Genomic DNA, 21,643 nt, shown 5'->3' with positions numbered 1-21,643 from the left:
ATGAAATCACTACGCTACCTCATTATCCTTGCGGCTGGTCTACTGGGAGCAAAAACATCATCGGCACAAACGGTTGCTGCTACGCCGCCTATGGGCTGGAACAGCTATAACTGCTTCGGCTCGGCCGTGCATGAGGATGAAGTAAAGGCCAATACCGATTATATGGCCCAAAACCTGAAGCAACATGGCTGGGAGTACATTGTGGTCGATTTTTTATGGTCGTACGATAACCCTCCGGGCAGCAACATCGGTAATCCTTTTCAATTGCGCTTGCAGGATGGCTCCTACGTGCCCTGGCTTACTATGGACAAATGGGGTCGTTTAACTCCACAACCTACCAAATTCCCTTCGGCGTTCGGCGGCAATGGCTTTAAGCCCTTAAGCGATTATGTACACGCCAAAGGATTAAAATTCGGTATCCACGTAATGCGTGGTATCCCAAGGCAAGCATACTGGTCAAAATCACCCGTTAAGGGCACCAACGGTATAACTGCCGATATGGTGGCCGATACCAACAGCAAATGCCCCTGGATGAACCACATGTATGGCCTGGATATGAAAAAGCCCGGTGCGCAGGAATACCTGAATTCGCTACTGGAACTTTATGCCTCATGGGGTATAGATTTTATTAAGGTAGATGATTTATCGCGTCCATATAGTAATGCCGAGGTGGAAGGCTACCAAAAAGCCATTCAAAATTGTGGCAGACCTATAGTATTAAGCCTCTCGCCGGGCGAAACACCTGTAGCACAAGCGCCCCATGCAGTTAAGTATGCCAATATGTGGCGCATGGCCGATGATTTTTGGGATAACTGGAAAGAGATATTGCACATGTTTGATTATGCCAAAAGCTGGGAAGGCGTAAGTGGCCCCGGTCATTGGCCCGATTGCGATATGATACAGATTGGCAAGCTAAGCAAACGCGGCCCGGTTGGGCAGGAGCGTTACAGCCGCTTTACCGAAGATGAAGAAATTACCCACATGACGTTCTGGAGCATTTTCCGCTCGCCATTGATGATTGGCGGTAACATGCCCGAGAACCGTGAATTTGAGCTAAAGCTATTTACCAACGATGAGGTTTTGGCGGCCAACCAAAAAGGGGCCAAACCCAAACAACTGTACAAAAAAGATGGTGGCATGGTTTGGTACTCGCAGATACCCGGCAGCAAAGATATTTATGTAGCCCTGTTTAACATTGGCGATGTAAATAAAGACGTTGCTGTTGATTTTGCTGCGCTGGGCCTTAAAGGCAAAGTAAAAGTGCGCGACCTGTGGAAAAAACAAGATGTTGGCCAGTTTAATAAAACTTACCAGCAAAACATTAACCTGCACGGCGCAGCGTTATTAAAACTATCGCCGGCAAAATGATAATTATTGAATTATTGATTGACTGAATTATTGAATATAAAAACCATTAACAAGCATGTATCGCGATTTTAATTTCCAATTCAATAGTTACTTCAATCACTAATTTTAATAATTCACTAACTCAATAATTCATTAATTCAATAAATCACTAATTATAAAATGATCGATCTTAAAAAATTTGAAGTTTGGTTTATTACAGGAAGCCAAAACTTATATGGGGAAGAAACGCTGAAAAAAGTTGCCGAACATTCGCAGGAAATAGCCGCTGGCATTGACGCTACCGGCAACATCCCCGTTCGTGTGGTTTACAAACCTGTGGTAAAATCGACCGAAGAAATTTATGAAACCCTGCAGGCTGCTAATGTGGCCGAAAACTGTATCGGTATCATTACCTGGATGCATACATTTAGCCCGGCTAAAATGTGGATCCGCGGGTTAAGCATCCTTAAAAAACCGATGCTGCACCTGCATACCCAATATAACCGCGATATTCCATGGAGTTCGATAGATATGGATTTCATGAACCTGAACCAAAGCGCCCATGGCGACCGCGAGTTTGGCTTCATGGTATCGCGTATGCGCATGAACCGTAAGGTGGTTGTTGGCCATTGGCAGGATCCTGAGGCTTTGGCCCAGATTGAAACCTGGACCCGCGCCGCTGCCGGCTGGTACGACTGGCAAGGCGCCAAATTTGTACGCTTTGGCGATAACATGCGTTTTGTGGCCGTTACCGACGGCGACAAAGTAGAGGCTGAATTGAAATTCGGTTTCTCGGTAAATACCTACGGTGTTGGCGACCTTGTAGCCGTGATTAACGCGGTAAGCGAAGAATCGGTTAGCGAACTGATAGAGGAATATGAGGCCACCTACACCATGGCCGACGACCTTAAGAAAGGCGGCGCTAAACATCAGTCGGTATATGATGCTGCTAAAATTGAGTTAGGCTTACGCAAATTTTTGGTTGACGGTGGCTTTAAAGGCTTCTCGGATACGTTTGAAGACCTGCATGGCATGATCCAGTTGCCAGGTATTGCCGCCCAGCGCCTGATGGCCGATGGCTTTGGCTTTGCCGGCGAAGGCGACTGGAAAACCGCTGCCCTGGTACGCGCATTTAAAGTGATGGGTGCCGGCCTGCCAGGCGGCAACGCTTTCATGGAAGATTATACCTACCATTTTGACCCTAACAACGCCTTGGTATTAGGGTCGCATATGCTGGAGGTTGACGCATCATTAGCAAACGGCCAGGCAGCCTTAGAAGTTCACCCATTGGGCATTGGTGGTAAGGCCGATCCTGCGCGTTTGGTATTTAACGTGGCCGGCGGTGCAGCGCTTAATGCTTCAATTGTGGATATGGGCAACCGTTTCCGCCTGCTGGTGAATGAGGTTGAAGCCGTTGAACCCGTTGAAGACCTGCCAAACTTGCCTGTAGCCCGGGTACTTTGGAAACCACTACCCGACATGAAAACCGGCTGTGCAGCCTGGATTTACGGCGGAGGCGCACACCATACCGCTTACAGCCAGAATTTAACTGCCGAGCATATGCAGGATTTTGCTGATATGGCCGGCATTGAGTTTTTAAGAATTGGCAAGGACACAACTATTCCACAGTTCAGAAATGAGATTTTGTGGAACGAGGTAGCTTATAAATAGAAGCCGAAGCCCCCTCTAAATCTCCCCCTGAAGGGGGAGACTTTTGATTTGCATGATATCAACCCGTCATTGCGAGGTACGAAGCAATCCCGAACTATGTGGGACTTAGCATGTCGGGGATCGCTTCGTACCTCGCAATGACGGATTATTTAAGAATTTGCATAAAACGAGGAATTCTGTTAATTCTTAAATTCTGAAAATTCTGATTCAGACAAATGCGTTAGGGATAGCAGCGGATACCGGCCCGCGATTAAGGCCTGTGTAGTATGAGCGGATAGCCCGGGCCAAAGGCAACGCCGGGGAAAGAGTCAAGAGATTAGAATCAAGAGTTAAGACTTTTGAGGATTGGTGGATAACGAAGGAATACATAAAACTATGCTATTGCGAACGTAGCGCGGCTATCGCGAACTGTGCAAATCCGCTGTGCATGCGACAAGGTTGCCGCGCTACGCTCGCAATGACAAGTATTTTAGCAATGACAAGTGTTTTAATAAATTAAATGCAATTAAACACACAACCTACGATGGGATTCCGGTTGTGTGTTTTTAAATAACAGCAAAAGAGAGAACGAATACAATAAAACTAATTTAAACCCAATTTATGAACAAATTTTCAACCATTGATTACGTCATATTCGTGATCTATTTTATTGTGGTATCCAGTTATGGTTACTGGGTGTACAGCCGCAAAAAAAAGGCCAGTATATCGGCGAGTCATGATTTCTTTTTGGCCGAGGGGTCGCTTACCTGGTGGGCCATCGGGGCATCGCTTATTGCGTCTAACATATCCGCCGAGCAGTTTATTGGCACCAGCGGACAAGGTTTTGCAGTGGGTTTAGCTGTGGCGGCTTACGAGTGGGTGGCGGCTATCGCGCTTATTATAGTGGCCGTGTGGTTTATCCCGGTATACCTGAAAAACAAAATTTTCACTATGCCGCAGTTTTTGCATACCCGGTACAACGAAACGGTGAGCTTTATTATGGCCATTTTCTGGCTGTTTTTATACGTGTTTGTTAACCTTACCAGTATATTATACCTGGGCGCGCTGGCCATTAATAACCTGATAGGCGGCGACATCAGTTCGATGCACAACATCATCATTGCATTGGCCGTGTTTGCCTTATTCATTACCCTTGGCGGTATGAAGGTAATTGGCTTTACCGATGTAATACAGGTATTGGTGCTTGTAATAGGCGGCCTGGCTACTACTTACATAGCTTTAACGCTGGTAAGTGAGCATTTTGGTTTAGGCAAAGATGCTATAGCCGGTTTAAAAATGATGTTTAAGGACTCGCCCGAACACTTTAAAATGATGATGGCTAAACCAAAAATAGACGCCCCACAAGCCGAAATTACCAAATACCTGGCGCTGCCGGGCATAGCCATGTATTTTGCAGGCCAATGGATTGTGAACCTTAACTATTGGGGTTGTAACCAATACATTACCCAACGTGCTTTAGGTGCCGATTTAAAAACCGCGCGTACGGGCATCCTGTTTGCCGGGTTGATGAAACTGGCCATGCCTATAATAGTAGTAATACCAGGTATTGCAGCTTATGTATTATACAAAAATGGCGGCTTGCAACATGAGATGGCATCGGGCGGGCATTTCAATTCGGATAATGCTTACTCGGCTATCCTGGGCTTTTTGCCTACCGGGCTTAAAGGGCTTTCGGTAGCAGCGCTTACCGCGGCTATTGTGGCTTCACTGGCAGGTAAAGCCAACAGTATATCTACCATTTTTACGCTGGATATTTACAAAAAGCACATGGTGAAGGATGCCGACGAGAAAAAGATGGTTTGGGTGGGCAAGCTAACAATTTTGGCGGCGCTTGTATTCTCCATCATCCTTACCTGGAAAGATCTTTTAGGTATTGGCGGCGAAGGGGGCTTTACCTTTATCCAAAAATACACCGGCTTTATCAGCCCGGGAATCTTCGCCATATTCATTTTAGGTTTCTTTTGGAAACGTACTACAGGCGCGGCAGCTATTGCGGGGATACTTACAGGCTTTGCTATGTCGGTACTGTTTAATAACTATGCACCGGCTTTATTTGGTCACGAAACCTTCCTGTACACGGCCTTCCCTAATGGCAAAGGTGGCTGGGAAATTCCATTCCTGATCTGTATGGGATTATCGTTTATGTTTACCATTATTGTAATGGTGGCCATCAGCCTGGCCGGACCTAAAATAAACCCTAAAGCTTTTGATATTCCGCGTGCAATGTTTAAGGTTGATAAACAAACCCTGGCATTAATTATAGTAACGCTGTTATTGCTTACCATGCTTTATGCCAAGTTCTGGTAGTACAAGAATTTTGTTATAGGTTACATTGATTGAATCCCCCAATGGCTTAATTGCCAGGGGGATTTTTTATTGCACTGTTGTTGGGCCCCAATCATGATAAATCCACGGCGTCATCAATCTTGCTGTGGATTTGATGAACAATGCTATCCATCTCGTTGAGGGTAATTTTAAGCAATGCAAATATCTCCTCCTTATCTTCGGCGCTGTCGGCCATATCTGCCAGGTACATGAGGCCCAGCATGGTGGCAACCGGCCGCCTTATCTCATGCGAGCTTAGCCATGCTATTTCTTTTAAAAATTCGTTCTGCCGCTTATTTTCCTGGATAGATTGTTTTAAATCGTTGATGTCTTTAATAACCCCTATCAGCCTTATGGGCTCCTTTTGTTCGTTATAAATAAAATAGCCTTGGTCCATAATATACTTATACACGCCATTGCCGCAATTTATGCGGTACTCGCAGGCCCAGTTTGTTTTACCTTCGATTTTAATTTTTTGCTGGCTGGCTACTACTTCCACAACATCATCAGGATGGATGAGCTGGCGCCACCATGCCAGGTTATAAACTATCTGGTCATAAGCAACATCGACCAATTGGGTTAAACTGGCGTTATAAACAATGGTATCTGTGGGTATATTTAAATCATAAATTACATCTTTGGTGGCCTGTGCCAGCAGTTCGTACCGTTCTACCGCTTCCTTTAGCTTAATATCCTTTAGTTTATTTTCGGTTATATCCGAAAAATAAACCGCAACGCCATCGTCGGTTGGGTAAGCCGCCAGCCTTATCCATTTATTTAGTACCAGCGAATAATCTTCCATCCTCACAATTACCCGCTCTTCCAGTGCCTTTTGATAATAAGGGTACATGCGGTTTCGCTCTTTAGGGAAAAGCGTAAAAATACTTTCGCCAACAATTTTAGCAAATCTCCCGCCAACAATATCTTCAAAAGCCTGGTTAATGCGGGTAATGCACATGTTATAGTCCAATGCAAAAAAAGCATCACTAATACTGTTCAAGGTATTTTCAAGGTTGCTTAAATGCCTGTTTTTTTCAACCTCCAGTTGCTTAAGCTCGGTAATGTCCTGCATCGAACCAATTACTTTCAGAGGCATGCCCGGCACGGTTTCTAAACGGGCCAACTGCCGCATGTACCGGGTTTCGCCGTCGAGCACTTTAGTGCGGTGGGTTACATCAAGGGTTTTACCATTGGTCATTAAATCATTAAGGCCGGCAATCATCATTGGCCTGTCCTCCGGGAAAATATGTTCCAGGTAAATATCAAAGGGTTCCCGCCCATCATCCGGGTTAATACCCGTAAGCGTGTACAACTCATCAGACCATAGCAACTTACGGGTATCCGGAAAATATTCCCAGCCGCCTACCTTTGATATCAGTTGCGTTTCTCTTAAGTTTTGTTTTTTATTGAAAATATCCTGGTTTATTTTCTCTAACCGTTGCTCAAATAATAGCTGTTCGGTCATATCCCGAACCATTACCATCACATTTGGGCTATTATTAAAAATTATTTTATGCGATGTAACGCTGACATGAATAATGCTGCCATCTTTTTTAATATGCCGCCAGTTACCATTCAAATTCAGGCTGGCTGACAAACGTTCGGCAGCCTCAATTAACTTTTCTGCATCCTCGGCCGGGCGGATATCCAGAATACTTTTTGTTAAAAACTCGTCGTGGCTATAACCATAAGTGCTAACAGCGGCATCATTAACCGAAACAATGTTCAATGTATCGTCATATATCCACATAGGCACCGGGTTGCTCTGGTACATATTGCGGTACTGGGTTTCGCTTTGCTTGAGCTTTGCGTCGTTCTTTTTTATCAGGTAATACAAAAAGAACCCGCTGCCAATAACAAAAAAATACCCCTTGGCACTGCTAATGAGTAAAAACTGCTCACCGGTAAAATTATGCTCCAGATAAAACAGCAAACGATCACTAAAAGTGATCCAGAGCAAACTGATAATGATATAAATAAGGGCTATCCGTAAAGCACCATGCCGCATTAGCTTCGCGTTAAATTATTTATTAAATTAAACGTTTAAATACATTATTGGTTACAATAAATATTTATAGGCGCCAATATATGTATTTACAGCTTTTAATATTAAAGTGTTTTTAAAGCATGCTATTAATGTAATAAATATATTTATTCAAACATTAAAAGCTTTAAAACACAAGAATTGTGGCAACAGGGAGGGGCGGATTTTAAGAGCAACTTGATTTTTTCCATGCCGTTGCCTGCGGCCCGCGCTATCTGCTCATACTGCACGGGCATTAGGCGCGGGGCCGGTATCCGCGCCTATCGCTAACGGGAAGGGTGGTTGGCGAGGAGAACTCGGTTTTATTGATTGTTTTAGATATCTTTAGGAAATCAGACCCTATTCGTTTAAATGAAAAACCTATTCCAATTAATGCCTATCACAAGTTTTTTTCAAGCAGTAACTTTTTGCACAGAAACCTTATGTCGATACCCAAAAGAATAAATGAGACTCGAAAAAAGACCTCCTTGAGAATTTACGTTACTGTGTTAACCTTGATAACCTGCATTAACTATTGCAATGCTTACAAATCGCGATAAACTTAACTTGTTGAACTTTATACTCAGAACCGGGATGTATATAACAACTGCCGACGAAAACAATATTGTAAGTTTTATTCACGGGTACGAATTTGGGCTAAATGGAGAATGCGATTTTACCGAACAACTAAAAATATATTTGGTAAATCATTTAAAAATAAGCTCCAGCAGTGATGGTTGGTCGGGGCAAATCACACGCTACTCGAGAAAAAAATCAATTCCGTGGGCAGTTGCGTTTAAGCAACTGGGGCTTGAAATATTGGCATCAGATGAAATTGGTGGATTAAACGATCAAATGCAGCAATTGATTAAAGTGCGGGTTAACACTTTAATCACACGTATCGATGACGCCAATCCATGGTTGAATGGAAGTTGGGTTGAGGAATGCGTGGCTTTATTTGCTATAAAAAGTATTTGGTTTAAAAGTTTGTGGACCACTGCAGAATATCAATCGCTAAAATCAATTCGGCGAACGATTGACCAGGGGCGGTTTTCTGAAAACAGTTACCCTTTTAAGCCAACAAAAGCCCTTTTAGATTTAAAAAATAAATTTAGCGGCACCTAAAAACCTTACACTAACTAATCAAACCCGAACACCATAATCCAATTCAACATTAACCTCGAATGTAACGTCTGCTACCCCATCAATCATTGGTACAGCAACTAACAGGATAGGAACCTGCAATTCAGAGATATCCTCAACAACAGCCCAGCCATTCGCAACCCATACTGCTATTCTGGTTAATATTGGGGTAGGGAAATAGTATTGAGCAGCAGCATAGTAAGCGGTATCTTTTATTTTTAAAAGGATAAAAGGATCAACCATATTGGCAGTAATATTGGTGGTGCTGGTAACCGGGCGCTGATAACATTCCTGGTCGTGGATGCCGTCCTCATTAAAAGTATTTATCCAAATGGGGTATTGGAGGTAATCATTAATAGTAATGTTTTCTTCCAGTTTCGCAGAACCCGTAATGTAACTCATGGCACAAAAATATGTAAAGGATTTTTTTCATAGCCAAAGATAGTTGCACTCCCAAACATTAACTTACTGACAACCTTTTTTAAACAGCTTTGTTAACCTTTAAAACAAAAAAATACCATGAACGACAAATTGTTAGCACAGGAGTTTGTGAAAGAACTGGAGGCCGAGGTGCCATCGACCCTGAAATGCCTGGAACGTATACCGCCGGAAGTGTTTGGTTATAAACCGCACCCAAAATCAATGGAGATGGGCTACCTTACCTTGCTTGTTGCCGAAATTCCGTTATGGATAGCCCACATCATTAGGCATGCCGAAATTGATTTTGCCACCTTTAAGCACATAGAGGCCAAAACCACGCAGGATATGGTAAATCATTTTAAAACCAATGTAGCCGATGCCAAAGAAGCCCTGCTTGGTATTACCGAAGGTGCTTTGGCCGAACCTTTTTATTTAAAAGCAAACGGGCAAATACTGTTTGCATCAACCAAAGACGAGCAAATAGGATCAAGCATTAACCATATGGTACATCATCGCGGGCAGCTTACCGTTTACATGAGGCTAAATGATATTGCCGTGCCATCTGTTTACGGCCCATCGGCTGATGATAAAAGCTTTACCAGCAACAGCAGGGGGGCGAAATAACATAGTTGGTAATGGCAGAGGCATGGTTTCCCCCCTACCAACCATTAACCCCGTATATCTATCGACCAAGGGCCTGTTTGTGCCGATGAAGCGCTACCAGCTATACCTAAGCAGCCCTCCGTCATGTTGATTTGTCTTCCGGTCGATTATTTCTTTACGCCTGTCTATTGCGTTTTAGCAAACGGCCCCATTGGTTTTTATTTGGGGTATGAAACTAAAATTACAATTCCTGCTATTGTTCCTTTTACCATTCACTATGGTAAAGGCCGCTAATATAATTACCGATGCGGGCACCGGAATTACCGGTACTGTTATCGATTCGGTGAGCCAAAAACCGGTAGATTATGCTACCGTATCTGTTTTTGACCAGGCAAGTAACAAGGTTGTAAACGGCACCGTAACAGCCACCGATGGCAAATTCACCATTGATAAATTGCCAGCAGGCACTTACCGCCTAAGGATAAACTTTATGGGCTATGCCAATAAAACCATCGCCAATATTAAAGTTGAGGGCGGCATGCTTAAACTGGGCCGCATTTTACTTAGCCCCGATAGTAAATTGCTGAAAGAAGTACAGGTTACCGGTAAAAAAGCATTGATTGAAGAAAAAATAGACCGCACTGTATATAACGCCGAAAACGACCTGACAGCCCGCGGCGGCGATGCCACAGACGTAATGAAACGAGTGCCCATGGTATCTGTTGACCTTGACGGTAATGTGAGCGTGCGCGGCAGCTCAAACATTAAAGTGCTCATTAACGGCAAACCCTCGGCCATGGCATCGGCCAGCGTGTCCGACGCTTTAAAACAAATCCCAGCCGATTTGATTAAAAGCGTGGAAGTGATCACTTCTCCATCGGCCAAATACGATGCCGAAGGATCTGGCGGAATCATCAACATCATCCTGAAACAAAATACATTGCAGGGCCTTACACTTAACCTGAATGCAGCAGCGGGAACACGCGGCGCCGATCTGGGCCTTAACGGCGGCTACAAAACCGGCAAGCTTACCTTTTCATTAGGTGGCTTTGGGCGTACAGGCTACAATATCCCCGGCGAGTTTAACAATAGCCAAACAGTAACCAGCCTTACTAACGGCGATGCCTTACAAACCACACAATCGGCCAATACACACAACAAATATTTGTTTGCCCGGTATAATGCCGGATTAGATTATGATATCAGCGCGCATAACTCGCTTAGCCTGGGGGTAGTGTTTGGCGCCAACAACCACCCTACCGTTCAGGACAACTTTTTAACCAACAGCTACCTGAATGATGTGCTTACCGGTTCGTCGCTGCAAAAAAACAATATCACCAACAACTCCAACTCGGTTGATGCTACCCTAACTTACACGCTCACCGGCAAAAGGCCCGACCGTGAGTTCAGTTTTCTGACGGAGTACAGCCAGAATAACCGCCACAACAACTTTGAAAGCATTTTTCTTGATCAAACCGATGGCGCATCAACGGGTGGATTAAAAAACAATAACAACAGCGTTAATAAAGAACTTACGCTTGAGGCCGATTACCAAACGCCGCTTGCCAAAAACCAGCTGCTTGAATTTGGCGCTAAAGATATTGTAAGAACAGTAACCAGTAGCTACACCTACCTATCGGCTGCCGATGGTTCGCTTAACTATCAGCCGTTATCATCGGCCAGCCTGTCAAATGCGTTCAACTACAAGCAAAATGTGGCATCAGGCTATGTATCATTTACTTTTAACCCCTTTAAAAATTACACCATTAAAGCGGGTACCCGGTACGAGTACACGTCTATCAGCGCCGATTTTCAGAGCGGGCAGGCAGTCAGCATCCCCGATTATGGCATTCTGGTACCCAGCCTTAACATCAGCAAAAAGTTTGATAACGGCGATATGATTAAACTGGGTTACAACCGCCGCATCCAGCGCCCATCTATCGAGTTTTTAAACCCCAATATACAGGCATCCAATGCCTTAAATATAACCAGTGGTAACCCCGGCCTACAGCCCGAGTTTACCAATAATTTTGAACTGGCTTACAGCACCAATATCAAGAGCAACCATTTCAATATTTCGGCTTTTATGCGCAATACTAATGATGCTATCCAAACCATCCGGTCAAGCAGCGGCGATACCATAAAAACAAGCTATCAAAATCTTGGCAAGCAAAATGCCTATGGCATGAGCTTATCGGCCAACCTTACGCTCACCAGCAAACTAAGTCTCAACGGCGGCCTTGATATGTACTATTTAGATTTGGACAACCAGGACCCCGACCCGCTTTTCCGCGCATCAAATCATGGCTGGGTGGCCAACTACCGCATATTTGGCAGCTATGACCTGTCAGACAAGTACTCGGTACAGGCATTTGCCTTTCGCCGCTCGCGCCAAATACAGCTACAGGGTTACCAAGGCAGTTTCGGGGTGTACAACTTAAGCTTTAACCGGAAATTTGCCAATAAAAAAGGCAGCATCGGCATTGGTGCAGATAACTTCCTGACTAATGGTTTCAGGATACCAACAGTTGTTAATTCGGGCAATATCAATCAGAACGCTGTAAACATTATGCACAACCGAAGTTTCGAACTAACATTTACTTATAAGTTTGGTGGCCTGTCGGCCGAAAAGCCTAAGAAACCCAAAAAGACAATTAACAATGATGATTTGAAGGAAGGCAGTAGTAGTAACAATAATTAATAAAAAAATCGCCCCTCACTTTGGTATTATATACCGGCGGGGGGCGGATAGTTTATCACTATATCATATCTATTAATTTCCAGCTCCGCCATAGCGAAAGCGGGTAAATTCCGAAAGTTAAGATTTACTTCGTTTTATATACTTTCTGTACAAGTATTCGGCATATCCCACACTAATGTAATCTGGAAACTTCCAGGTAGGATAATACCGTCGTTGAATATATTTTACGCCGCTAAAAAACAGAATAGCCGCTATTAATAAAATACCCAAACTCAATAGTATGATCCCGAGTACTATAACAATATCCATAATTTATTCATTTTTGGTTTGTACGCATCAGCTAAAATAAAGGTTTCATTTGTTTCAATTAATAATTTTCGCTTTCTGCCCCAGAATTAACCTTTAAACAAACTTATTGATAAATCTTTGATAATTGATATGCCCCCGGGTTGTAAAATGCAAACAATTAAAACAGCCTGCGTTTAAAGCCCGTAAAAAAACATATTTTTTGACGCTCTCGGCTACCCTTTCATTTTGTAACAATTACGCAACAAGCAATCCACTCTATAATATTCACAAAATCCGGACGTTTTTAGGCCATTAGCATCTGAAATACCCCAAATTAATAATGAACATACAAGTTAACCTTGCCCAAATCCGTTTTAATACCGAAAGCGATGGTCAAAACAAATGCTGGCGGCTGGTGCTGGATGGCGAAGAGATACTGGTAGAATCTGTAAACATCCTGGCCCCTGTTTTTACCTCCCGCGATTGGATTGAGCCCATCAACAAATTTAAACACCATATTTCTGTTGCCGATTGCCTTGTGCATATCGACGACGCCGGAGCAGCGCTGATAACTGCTGTTTGATGGGCTACAGTGTGTGCCCCCTATTTTTTGGATCTGGTCCATTAATAAAACTGCTTATCGTCTTGGTTAACCAGATGCTTTTTTAAAAAAAGTACCTGGGGCCGCATACCAGACAATAAACTATTTCGATACAATAAGCATCCTCCCCTCAGACTCTTCTCTAAGGGGTAAAATATTACCAGCACCACTTAATACTAATCGCATCTTTCAAACGTTTCACATCATCACAATATTTATTAATCACCGGTGAAACCTTGTCTTAAATTCCTTGCACTATTGCAGTTACTGCTATTAACCACAGCTGCTAATGCTGAAACCCCGCATATTGATATTAGCCGCACCAGGCTAAAGGCCAAACAAAGCCTTGCTTTTTGCAAACAAAAAGGCTACAATACCCGCTATTGTATTTTAATAGATATGAGCCTGCACTCGGGTGTTAAGCGCTTTATGGTTTGGAATTTTCGTAAAAACGATACCATGATTACAGGCCTGGTAAGCCACGGCTGTGCCAGTGCCCCGTGGTCGGGCGTGTGGACAAAGGATAAACCCGTTTTTAGCAATAGTGACGGTAGCCATTGTACCGCCCTGGGTAAATACCAAATTGATGGCCGGGCCTATAGCGCATGGGGTATCCATGTAAAATACTTTTTAACCGGACTGGAGAGCACTAACAATAATGCCCTGATCAGGCAAATCGTATTCCACTCCTGGGACCAGGTTTCCGAAACCAATGTATATCCCAACGGTACGCCCGAAGGGTGGGGCTGCCCTGCCATATCAAACAATACCCTAAAAATTGTCGACGCGTTGATCAGAAAGCAAAAAAAGCGGATGCTGATGTGGATATATAGTTAGTGATACAAGCATGATACCAGTTATGCCTTAAGCCTAAATCAGGCCAAGTCGACATAAGCAATTTACTCTAAGATACTTGTACCAAAAAATAAAAACCCGTTTCTTTATATAACCGGCAAAATCGAAGGAATTGAAATTCCATACTTTCGCCGGACTACCCACGTTAGCGGTAATTTTTAACGGGCCTTATAATCAATTCCTTAAAATTGAACTACAGCTATTATATACCCCAGGAGCCGTGTTTTAAGCATGCCATCCATGCAATTTGGCAGGTTGATACCTTCCATCAGTTTCATCAGGAATACATTATACCCAAAGGAGTAGTAGAAGTTATTTTCAACTTTAGCGATAGCTCATTTATCCCGGCCCGGCTTGGCGGTAAATTACATTATTTATCAAATTGCTTTATTAGTGGATTCAACACAACGCCAATACAGCTTCATCTTCCAAAACAACAGGTTTTTTTTGGTGTCCAGTTTCAACCTTTGGCCATAAAAGATATTTTTAAGGTACCTGCCTGCGAATTTTTAAATATTACAGTCGACTTAACCCTCCTTGATTCAACATTCAACTCTCTTTGGCACCAGCTTGCCGAACAAAATGATTTCGACGCGCGGGTATCTGTTTTTTTGGCCTGGCTCAGGCCAAATTTGATTGCCTGGCAACCCAGGGAGCAATTAATGAACAATTTTATTTACGCACCCAATCAACATGATGCGTCTGTAACAGCGCTGGCAAACTCCCTATGTTATTCGCCCCGGCATTTATCAAGGAAACTCGTTGATGCAACAGGAATGAATACCGAAGAAATTTTGCTTTATAAAAAGTACCTGCGTGCAGTGGATTTAATTCACCAGGGCGAATTGTCGTTGACGGAAATTGCTTTTCAAAGTCATTTCGCCGACCAATCACATTTTATCAAAACTTTTAAAGCTTATGCCGCAATAACGCCCGGCGAATACAAACGGAACATGAGCAAGATAAAGGGGCATATTTATACAGATGTCCGTTAAATACAATTCTGCGGCCCGTCCGGCAGCCATCTTTGCAGAAAAAAAACATGAAAACAATAATTTTATTTGCCTCAATCAGTATTGCCTGCGGGCTGCTGTTTGTAAACCTGTATACTTCCCTGGTTGATGTGAAATCATGGGGAATTGATATTCCCCATTCCATTGCTGTTACAAGAGCCTATTTTAAGACGGTAAATCCCGGAAATTTTTTCAGGATATTTTCGCCCGTGAACCAGGTGCTGGGCCTGGCGGTACTTGTACTTTTTTGGAAAACGTCTCCTTCTATCCGGCTATGTTTGGGGGCTGCGCTTGTTTTATACATTTTAGCCGATGTATTTACTTTTGCCTACTTCTATCCCCGCAACGACATTATGTTTAAAACTGCTCAACTGAGCGATGTTGATTTGCTTAAAAGAACAGTATCGGAATGGAGCGGGATGAATTGGCTGCGTTCTTCAGTTATACTGGCAGGCCTCTTTTTCTCATTTATGGCGTTGCATAAAATTTATTTGCTTCGGTATAAATAACAGCATTTCATTCGTTCAGGTTCCTCTCCACGAGAACCTGGACGGATAGAAGCTATTTTCTGCTACAAATTACACCTCCTTTTTCAACGGGCTAAATTCAATTATCAACGCGGCGTCTAAAACCTGGTCATCTAATCGCCTTGATGATAAAACAAGATACCAGCCTACCGGCGCTAAAAATAAACAAAGCAAAAAACTGGTGAAGCCCCCAATAACGCGCTTCGAGCCAATTTTGGCAAAAATAAAGGCTACAATGATATTCATGTGCAAGGCAGTAAAAAGGTCGTCCTCAAAATAAACATAAAAAAGAAAAAAAGCAACATGCCGCCAACCCTACTATGGCTTATACGTCCACACATCGCCCGAACGCATGGTAACCCGCGGGCTGGTATACAGTAGGGTGGTACCATCGGTATCGTAAACAAAAAAGTGGCCGGTTTCCATATCGGTATTCATGTAAAGTACAACCTGGTTTGGCCCGTGCGCTCTTTCAATATCGCCCCAGCGAGCTTTTGTTCTGTCGCTAATAAAAATTATTTTTTTTGTAAGCCACCTGGCGTGTAACGAATTGTGGCTCAAATCGCCGGTAGGCCCTGCGCCGTAAATAATGCCGTATAACCTGTTGCTATTGGTTACAAAACCCATCGAAACAATATATAAATCGGCTGCATTGTGATTGCCCAGTAAAAAGCTGCTGGCCGGGAAACTGGTGAGGCTGTTGCTTAGGCTGTATCTTAATTCCTGCCCGTTATGGTGCATACCCATCAAATAATAAGTGGTATTGTTGTAGCTAAAAGCTTTTACATCCTGTGCAATAACATCTTCGGCCAGCACATCGCCGGTGTAGTTGAAATTAACGCCATCGGCACTTACCGCATGGTGAACTGCCCTGCGCATGGTTGCAAAATCGTTAAAGTACAAATGATAGGTACCATTTTCCAGGTAGCCCACATTTGACCCGTTTACATCGGCAGCGCTCCAGCCTGCATAATTGGCCATAGTTAACAAGGAACTTCCCGAGCCTGCATTTGGCGTCCAGGCAACGCCATCGGGTGAGGTTGCAAAGCTGGGCTTATTGGTAACCGAGTTTTGAGGTAATGATGTATAATACATCAGCCAACTGCCATCAGGCTTTTTAAGTACGGTTTCGTTATTTATATGGCGCCTGTCGCCATTGCCAATCATTAACGTGTGATTGCCAAAAGTTAAAAAATCATCTTGGGTTACGGTAGCAAATATCCGGTCGTTTTTTGCTGATGTATTATCCCAGCCTCCATAATAAATATTCCAGTTGCCGCCATTATAAACTATGTTTGGCGCATATATATTGGGGTTAACAGTAAGGGGTGTAGCCCGGATAATGGGGTCGCGGTCATCCTGTATCCAGTTAAAAATGCGGTTTGGGTTAAACGTGCCCGAGCCGGCGTTATTAACCCGGTTTTGCCTAGCGGCGTTATCGTTGCTGGTCCACTTAAAATGATTGAAACCATCATCGTATCCTGCGGCCACTTCAGCAAATTGTAAATAATAGTTGGGGCCATCGGCGCGTAGCCTGGTAACTTCTATTTTTATGCCGCTGGCATGCACGGTAACCGGCAGCGGTATGATCACAGGCAAATTGTAGCTGTCGTTTTTTTGAGGATTGGCAAAATTAGTGAACGACTTTACGGCTACCCATGATGTGCCTGTATAATAATAAATTGTAAAATTTAAGGGGAAGCATAAGCCTGCATTATTAGTGCCATACCTTGGGGTTAGCTTCACATAATTTACATCAGTTGCGCCGCTAAAATAAAACTGAACAAACTCCACGCCGTCGGGGCTCACATGCCGCACCGAACTCCAGCTGGTGGCAGCATTACTGTCAATAGCATTTGATGCACTCCAGGAAGGATAGGTTGATGATACCGAAATACTAACAATAGGTATGTTGGTATTTACCAACGGCACTTTTAAACTTTGGTTGTCAAGCGTAATGGCCGACTTTGTATTTTTTTCCGGCACATCTTTGCTGCACCCTGCCAAAAAAACAACAGTTAGAAGAAGCAGTATGCGCAAAATTTTACTCATGATAAAGGTTGGCAGGTTATTAATACGAGGTAGCGCGACTGCTATTGGGAGTAAAAATAGCTGAATATTTTATTCCCGTCAAATGCGCAGAAATAATTTTTATTTGGCAGCCCTTGTACCTAAGCAAAAAAGCCAACACTGGTACTAATGCTACTCATCCAAAAAAACTATCTTTGCCCCCATGAATATCCTGATCCTCGGTTCGGGCGGAAGGGAAAGCGCCTTCGCCTGGAAAATTGCGCAAAGCCCTAAATGTGAAAGGCTTTTTATAGCCCCCGGCAATGCCGGCACCCACCAGTACGGCACCAACGTTAACATTAAGGTTACCGATTTTGAGGGTATTAAGGCCCTGGTATTGGAACAAGGCATCAACCTGGTACTGGTAGGCCCAGAAGAGCCGCTGGTAAAAGGTGTTCACGATTTCTTTTTGGCCGATGAGCAATTAAAAAATGTACCCATAGTAGGTCCGCAGCAGGAAGCCGCCCAGTTAGAGGGCAGTAAGGATTTCAGCAAGCAATTTATGCAAAGGCATAACATACCTACGGCAGCCTACAAAACTTTTACTAAAGATACCTTGCAGGAGGGCCTTACCTACCTGGCAACTGCCGGCCTTCCGGTTGTGCTTAAGGCCGATGGCCTGGCCGCAGGCAAAGGGGTGCTTATATGTACTTCGCTTGAAGAAGCCCAGCTGGAACTTACCCAAATGCTTGCCGAAGCTAAATTTGGCGATGCCAGCTCGAGCGTGGTTATTGAGCAATTTTTACAAGGCATCGAGCTATCTGTTTTTGTGATGACCGATAGCAACAACTATAAAATACTTCCCGAAGCTAAAGACTATAAACGCATTGGCGAGGGTGATACCGGCTTAAATACAGGTGGTATGGGTTCCATTTCGCCGGTACCATTTGCAGATGCCGCTTATATTAAAAAGGTTGAAGATTTAGTTATCATCCCAACCGTAGAGGGTTTGAAAAAAGATGGAATCCCATACAAAGGCTTCATTTTTATAGGCCTGATGAATAAAGATGGCGAGCCCTGGGTGATAGAATACAACTGCCGCATGGGCGACCCTGAAACCGAAAGCGTAATGCGCCGTATCGATAGCGATTTTGTTGACCTGCTGCAAGGCGTAGCCGAAGGCAACCTTAATGAAAAAGAGTTAATTATTTCGCCAAAAACTGCTGCTACCGTAGTTATGGTAGCGGGCGGCTATCCCGGCGAATACCTTAAAAACAAGGTAATAACCGGCACCGAAAACGTGCGCGACAGTATCGTATTCCACGCAGGTACCAGTTTTGATGGCGAAAACGTGATTACCACAGGTGGCCGAGTTTTGGCAATAACTACCCTGCAGGACAATATGTTTAACGCCCTGCAGCAAGCCACAGCCGATGCCAGCCGCATTTATTACGATGGCATGTACTTCAGGAAAGATATCGGATTTGACCTTTTGTAGAAGGCAGTTGATTAGGTTGATTAAGTGAGTGGTTGATTGGGTTTTTACCTGGCTAACTTAATCAACCTAATCTAACTTAATCAACCACTCACCAAACTATATTTTCCCAAAAATCTCGGCAAGTTTATCTTCCAGATCGTCGCCGCGCAGGTTTTTGGCAATTATTTTTCCGTTGGGATCTAACAGAAAGTTTTGCGGAATACCGCGAACGGCGTATAAACCTGCAGCTTTGCTATCCCAAAATTTAAGATCAGAAACGTGGTTCCAGGTTAGGCCATCTTTGTGGATAGCAGCCAACCATTTGTCTTTAGCATTTGGCTTATCAAGCGATACACCCAAAATAGTGAATTTTTGACCTTTGTAATGGTTATAGGCTTTTACCACATTAGGATTTTCCCTGCGGCAGGGGCCACACCACGATGCCCAAAAATCAATCAAAACATACTGCCCGCGAAATGAAGACAGGTTGATAACTTTTCCGCTGGTGTCGGCCTCGGCAAATTCCGGTGCAACAGCGCCCAGGGCTACAGCCTTAAGTTTAGGCATTCTTTCGCCCAGTGCTTTACCTGCGTCGGTGCTTTTTACAGCAGGCGTTAAGGCATCGTATAAAGGTTTAAGATCAACATAATCGGCACTGTAGGCCAAAGTTTCAAGGGCGTTCAGGCTAATGATTGAGTTTGGGTTTTCCCTGATGAATTTTTTATCAGTGGCCGCGCTCAAATCGTCTATCGCTTTTTCCTCGGCTTTCTCTTTTTTAATATATTCCGGCGATGCTTTTTGCTCAGCCGTAGCTGCTTTTTGCTTTTCTTCCAAAGCAGCGTAGGCATCGTTTACAGGCTTTTGTAACAACTGGTACTTTTCGTTTTCCTGGTTGGTTTTAGGGCCGTCAACTGTGGCGTTTTCTATTTTATCTACGGCGTTTACACTAATTAAGCCAGGTTCAAGATAAATAGCCCGGTAGCCATCGGACTTACCCGTGCCCGTACCTTTTGAGTTAAACAACAAATAAGCGTTAAGCGGCGCGGCGCCAACCGAGCCTGCAAAATGGAATTTACCATTAACCACGGTACATGAATCATAAATAGGCTTGCCCTTCGGGAATCTGTATTCCAGGTACACTTTGGCAGGCGCATTAAAATCACCTATTTTACCTTGTATGTCATATTTGTTATCCTGTGCAAAAACAATAGCAGGCCATGTAGCTAATGCTAATAATATTATCTTTTTCATAAGCGATAAAGTTCAACTTGCAATATAATACGTAAAAACTATATATTACATATAGTCAGTAAAAAGTTACATTGTTTTCAATTTATACAAGTGGTACCGAATTGATGGATGAATCAACTCATCACATAACCGAATCGGCAATTTATCAATATCAGTTTTGCCAGGTCGACACAATCAAACTAATCTAACCCAATCAACCACTCACAAACCTATATCTTCCCAAAAAGCTCGGCCAGTTTGGCATCAAGGTCTTCGCCGCGAAGGTTTTTGGCAATGATCTTTCCATCCGGTCCAATCAGGTAGTTTTGTGGGATGGAGGTTACAGAATAAAGCGCCGCGGCAGCGTTATTCCAATACTTAAGGTCAGATACCTGCGTCCAGTCAAGTCCATCACTTTTGATTGCCGCAAGCCACGCCGATTTGTTTTCGGCCTTATCTAAGGACACACCCACAATGGTGAAGTTTTTAGTTTTATACTTGTTATAATTACGTACTACATTGGGGTTTTCCTGGCGGCAAGGGCCACACCATGAAGCCCAAAAATCAAGCAAAACATATTTGCCCCTGAATGACGAGAGTTTAACCGGCGTACCGTTTACGTCGTTCTGCACAAAATCGGGCGCTGTGGCGCCTATTGCCGTAACTCTTAGGGCATCAAGTTGCGCTTTCATCACTTTACCGGCTTCGGTATTCCTTACATCGGCCGAAAGCGAGTTGTACAAAGGCTCAATTTCACCCGGATCGGGCGCCGGGCCACCAACCGAGCTCAATGCCAGCAGGCTCAGGTAGCTGTTGGGGTTATCGGTTATAAAGCTTTTTAAAGTATAGCTTTGCAGCGTTTGCAATGCTTTATATTTGCTTTGTATGGCGCTTTGGAATGCAGGCGATTTTTGTTGTTCGGGTGTAGCAGCCCTAACTTCGGCCATCAAATGCTCGCCGCGCATGTTGATGCTTTTTAGCTGGGCCTGTAGTTTAATATTATCAAGGTTAAGCTGCGAGCCGGTGATTTGCGCTTTTGAAACAGAATCTTTACTGGTAATAGTCAGTGTTCCTTTATCAATAAAAAAGTTAAGGTTGTCGGCATTTTTTGATAATGACCGGCCATCGCTATATTGCTGTGTAAATTTTTCTATCCCTAAGCCTTTGTAATCAACCACCAGCGTGGCATTAACCGGGTTAAGCATCGAACCTTTGAAACTAAAAACACCATTTACAATATCGGCCGAATCAATAACGCTGTTGGCGCCCAATTGATACGATAAATAAATTTTTGCCGGTGCGCCTACGTTACCCAATTTACCGTCTATAGTAAAGGTATCAGTAGTTTGGGCAAATGTAATTGCCGGTAATAAGGTTATAATTAAAAAAAATATTTTCTTCATCAGAGT

Annotated in this window: 17 protein-coding genes; 11 read left to right on the top strand and 6 right to left on the bottom strand. The window is 43.6% G+C overall.

The annotated features are described in order from the left end of the window. From AC1DU2_RS10415 to AC1DU2_RS10405, 3 genes are all read left to right on the top strand, one after another. Positions 1-1,368: a glycoside hydrolase family 27 protein gene (locus AC1DU2_RS10415; protein WP_477384163.1), complete on the top strand. Its 1,368-nt coding sequence runs from the start codon at positions 1-3 to the stop codon at positions 1,366-1,368. Between the two features lie 159 nt (positions 1,369-1,527). Further along, positions 1,528-3,018: an L-arabinose isomerase gene (araA, locus tag AC1DU2_RS10410; RefSeq protein WP_477384161.1), complete on the top strand. Its 1,491-nt coding sequence runs from the start codon at positions 1,528-1,530 to the stop codon at positions 3,016-3,018. 600 nt (positions 3,019-3,618) lie between these two features. Further along, positions 3,619-5,325, top strand: a complete 1,707-nt coding sequence (locus tag AC1DU2_RS10405) for a sodium:solute symporter family transporter (RefSeq protein ID WP_477353700.1) — start codon at positions 3,619-3,621, stop codon at positions 5,323-5,325. A 91-nt stretch (positions 5,326-5,416) separates the two neighbouring features. On the opposite strand, the gene AC1DU2_RS10400 is transcribed toward AC1DU2_RS10405, so the two are convergent. Beyond that, positions 5,417-7,351: a PAS domain-containing protein gene (locus AC1DU2_RS10400; protein ID WP_477384159.1), complete on the bottom strand. Its 1,935-nt coding sequence runs from the start codon at positions 7,349-7,351 to the stop codon at positions 5,417-5,419. A gap of 714 nt (positions 7,352-8,065) precedes the next feature. On the opposite strand from AC1DU2_RS10400, the gene AC1DU2_RS10395 reads away from it, so the two are divergent. After that, positions 8,066-8,491, top strand: coding sequence for a hypothetical protein (locus AC1DU2_RS10395; RefSeq protein ID WP_477353696.1), 426 nt, complete (start codon positions 8,066-8,068; stop codon positions 8,489-8,491). Between the two features lie 18 nt (positions 8,492-8,509). Here the strand turns inward: AC1DU2_RS10395 and AC1DU2_RS10390 are convergent, their stop codons facing one another. After that, positions 8,510-8,911, bottom strand: a complete 402-nt coding sequence (locus AC1DU2_RS10390) for a hypothetical protein (protein WP_477353694.1) — start codon at positions 8,909-8,911, stop codon at positions 8,510-8,512. Positions 8,912-9,028: 117 nt separating this feature from the next. Here AC1DU2_RS10390 and AC1DU2_RS10385 point away from each other — a divergent pair, with 117 nt between their 5' ends. The 6 genes from AC1DU2_RS10385 (at position 9,029) to AC1DU2_RS10360 (ending at position 15,499) form a co-directional block, all read left to right on the top strand. Further along, complete coding sequence (locus AC1DU2_RS10385) at positions 9,029-9,553, top strand: DinB family protein (RefSeq protein WP_477353692.1); 525 nt, start codon at positions 9,029-9,031, stop codon at positions 9,551-9,553. 208 nt (positions 9,554-9,761) lie between these two features. Then, entirely contained in the window at positions 9,762-12,233 is a 2,472-nt protein-coding gene (locus tag AC1DU2_RS10380; RefSeq protein ID WP_477353690.1) for a TonB-dependent receptor, read from the top strand. A 628-nt stretch (positions 12,234-12,861) separates the two neighbouring features. Further along, a complete protein-coding gene (locus tag AC1DU2_RS10375; RefSeq protein WP_477353688.1) occupies positions 12,862-13,104 on the top strand; it encodes a hypothetical protein in 243 nt (80 codons plus the stop codon). A gap of 276 nt (positions 13,105-13,380) precedes the next feature. After that, positions 13,381-13,959 carry a murein L,D-transpeptidase catalytic domain-containing protein gene (locus AC1DU2_RS10370; RefSeq protein ID WP_477384157.1) on the top strand — a complete coding sequence of 193 codons (579 nt, stop codon included), beginning with the start codon at positions 13,381-13,383 and terminating at the stop codon, positions 13,957-13,959. A gap of 206 nt (positions 13,960-14,165) precedes the next feature. Further along, positions 14,166-14,972: a helix-turn-helix domain-containing protein gene (locus AC1DU2_RS10365; protein WP_477353684.1), complete on the top strand. Its 807-nt coding sequence runs from the start codon at positions 14,166-14,168 to the stop codon at positions 14,970-14,972. A gap of 47 nt (positions 14,973-15,019) precedes the next feature. Next, complete coding sequence (locus AC1DU2_RS10360) at positions 15,020-15,499, top strand: anthrone oxygenase family protein (RefSeq protein ID WP_477384155.1); 480 nt, start codon at positions 15,020-15,022, stop codon at positions 15,497-15,499. Positions 15,500-15,568: 69 nt separating this feature from the next. On the opposite strand, the gene AC1DU2_RS10355 is transcribed toward AC1DU2_RS10360, so the two are convergent. Continuing rightward, on the bottom strand, positions 15,569-15,763 hold the full coding sequence (locus AC1DU2_RS10355) for a hypothetical protein (RefSeq protein WP_477384153.1): 195 nt from the start codon (positions 15,761-15,763) through the stop codon (positions 15,569-15,571). A gap of 72 nt (positions 15,764-15,835) precedes the next feature. Beyond that, positions 15,836-17,569, bottom strand: coding sequence for a discoidin domain-containing protein (locus AC1DU2_RS10350; RefSeq protein WP_477384151.1), 1,734 nt, complete (start codon positions 17,567-17,569; stop codon positions 15,836-15,838). A 181-nt stretch (positions 17,570-17,750) separates the two neighbouring features. Between AC1DU2_RS10350 and purD the strand changes: the two genes are divergently transcribed. Then, positions 17,751-19,025, top strand: a complete 1,275-nt coding sequence (gene purD / locus AC1DU2_RS10345) for a phosphoribosylamine--glycine ligase (RefSeq protein WP_477384149.1) — start codon at positions 17,751-17,753, stop codon at positions 19,023-19,025. Between the two features lie 96 nt (positions 19,026-19,121). Here purD and AC1DU2_RS10340 read toward each other — a convergent pair whose 3' ends face one another. Together AC1DU2_RS10340 and AC1DU2_RS10335 are read right to left on the bottom strand one after the other, a co-directional pair. After that, on the bottom strand, positions 19,122-20,255 hold the full coding sequence (locus tag AC1DU2_RS10340; RefSeq protein WP_477384147.1) for a redoxin domain-containing protein: 1,134 nt from the start codon (positions 20,253-20,255) through the stop codon (positions 19,122-19,124). 209 nt (positions 20,256-20,464) lie between these two features. Further along, on the bottom strand, positions 20,465-21,637 hold the full coding sequence (locus AC1DU2_RS10335) for a redoxin domain-containing protein (RefSeq protein WP_477384145.1): 1,173 nt from the start codon (positions 21,635-21,637) through the stop codon (positions 20,465-20,467). Positions 21,638-21,643: the final 6 nt, after the last annotated feature.

It is taken from the genome of Mucilaginibacter sp. P4_C11 (assembly GCF_056402115.1).
Note: the sequence above shows the minus strand (reverse complement) of the source record. Positions and strands in the feature narration are given on the sequence as shown.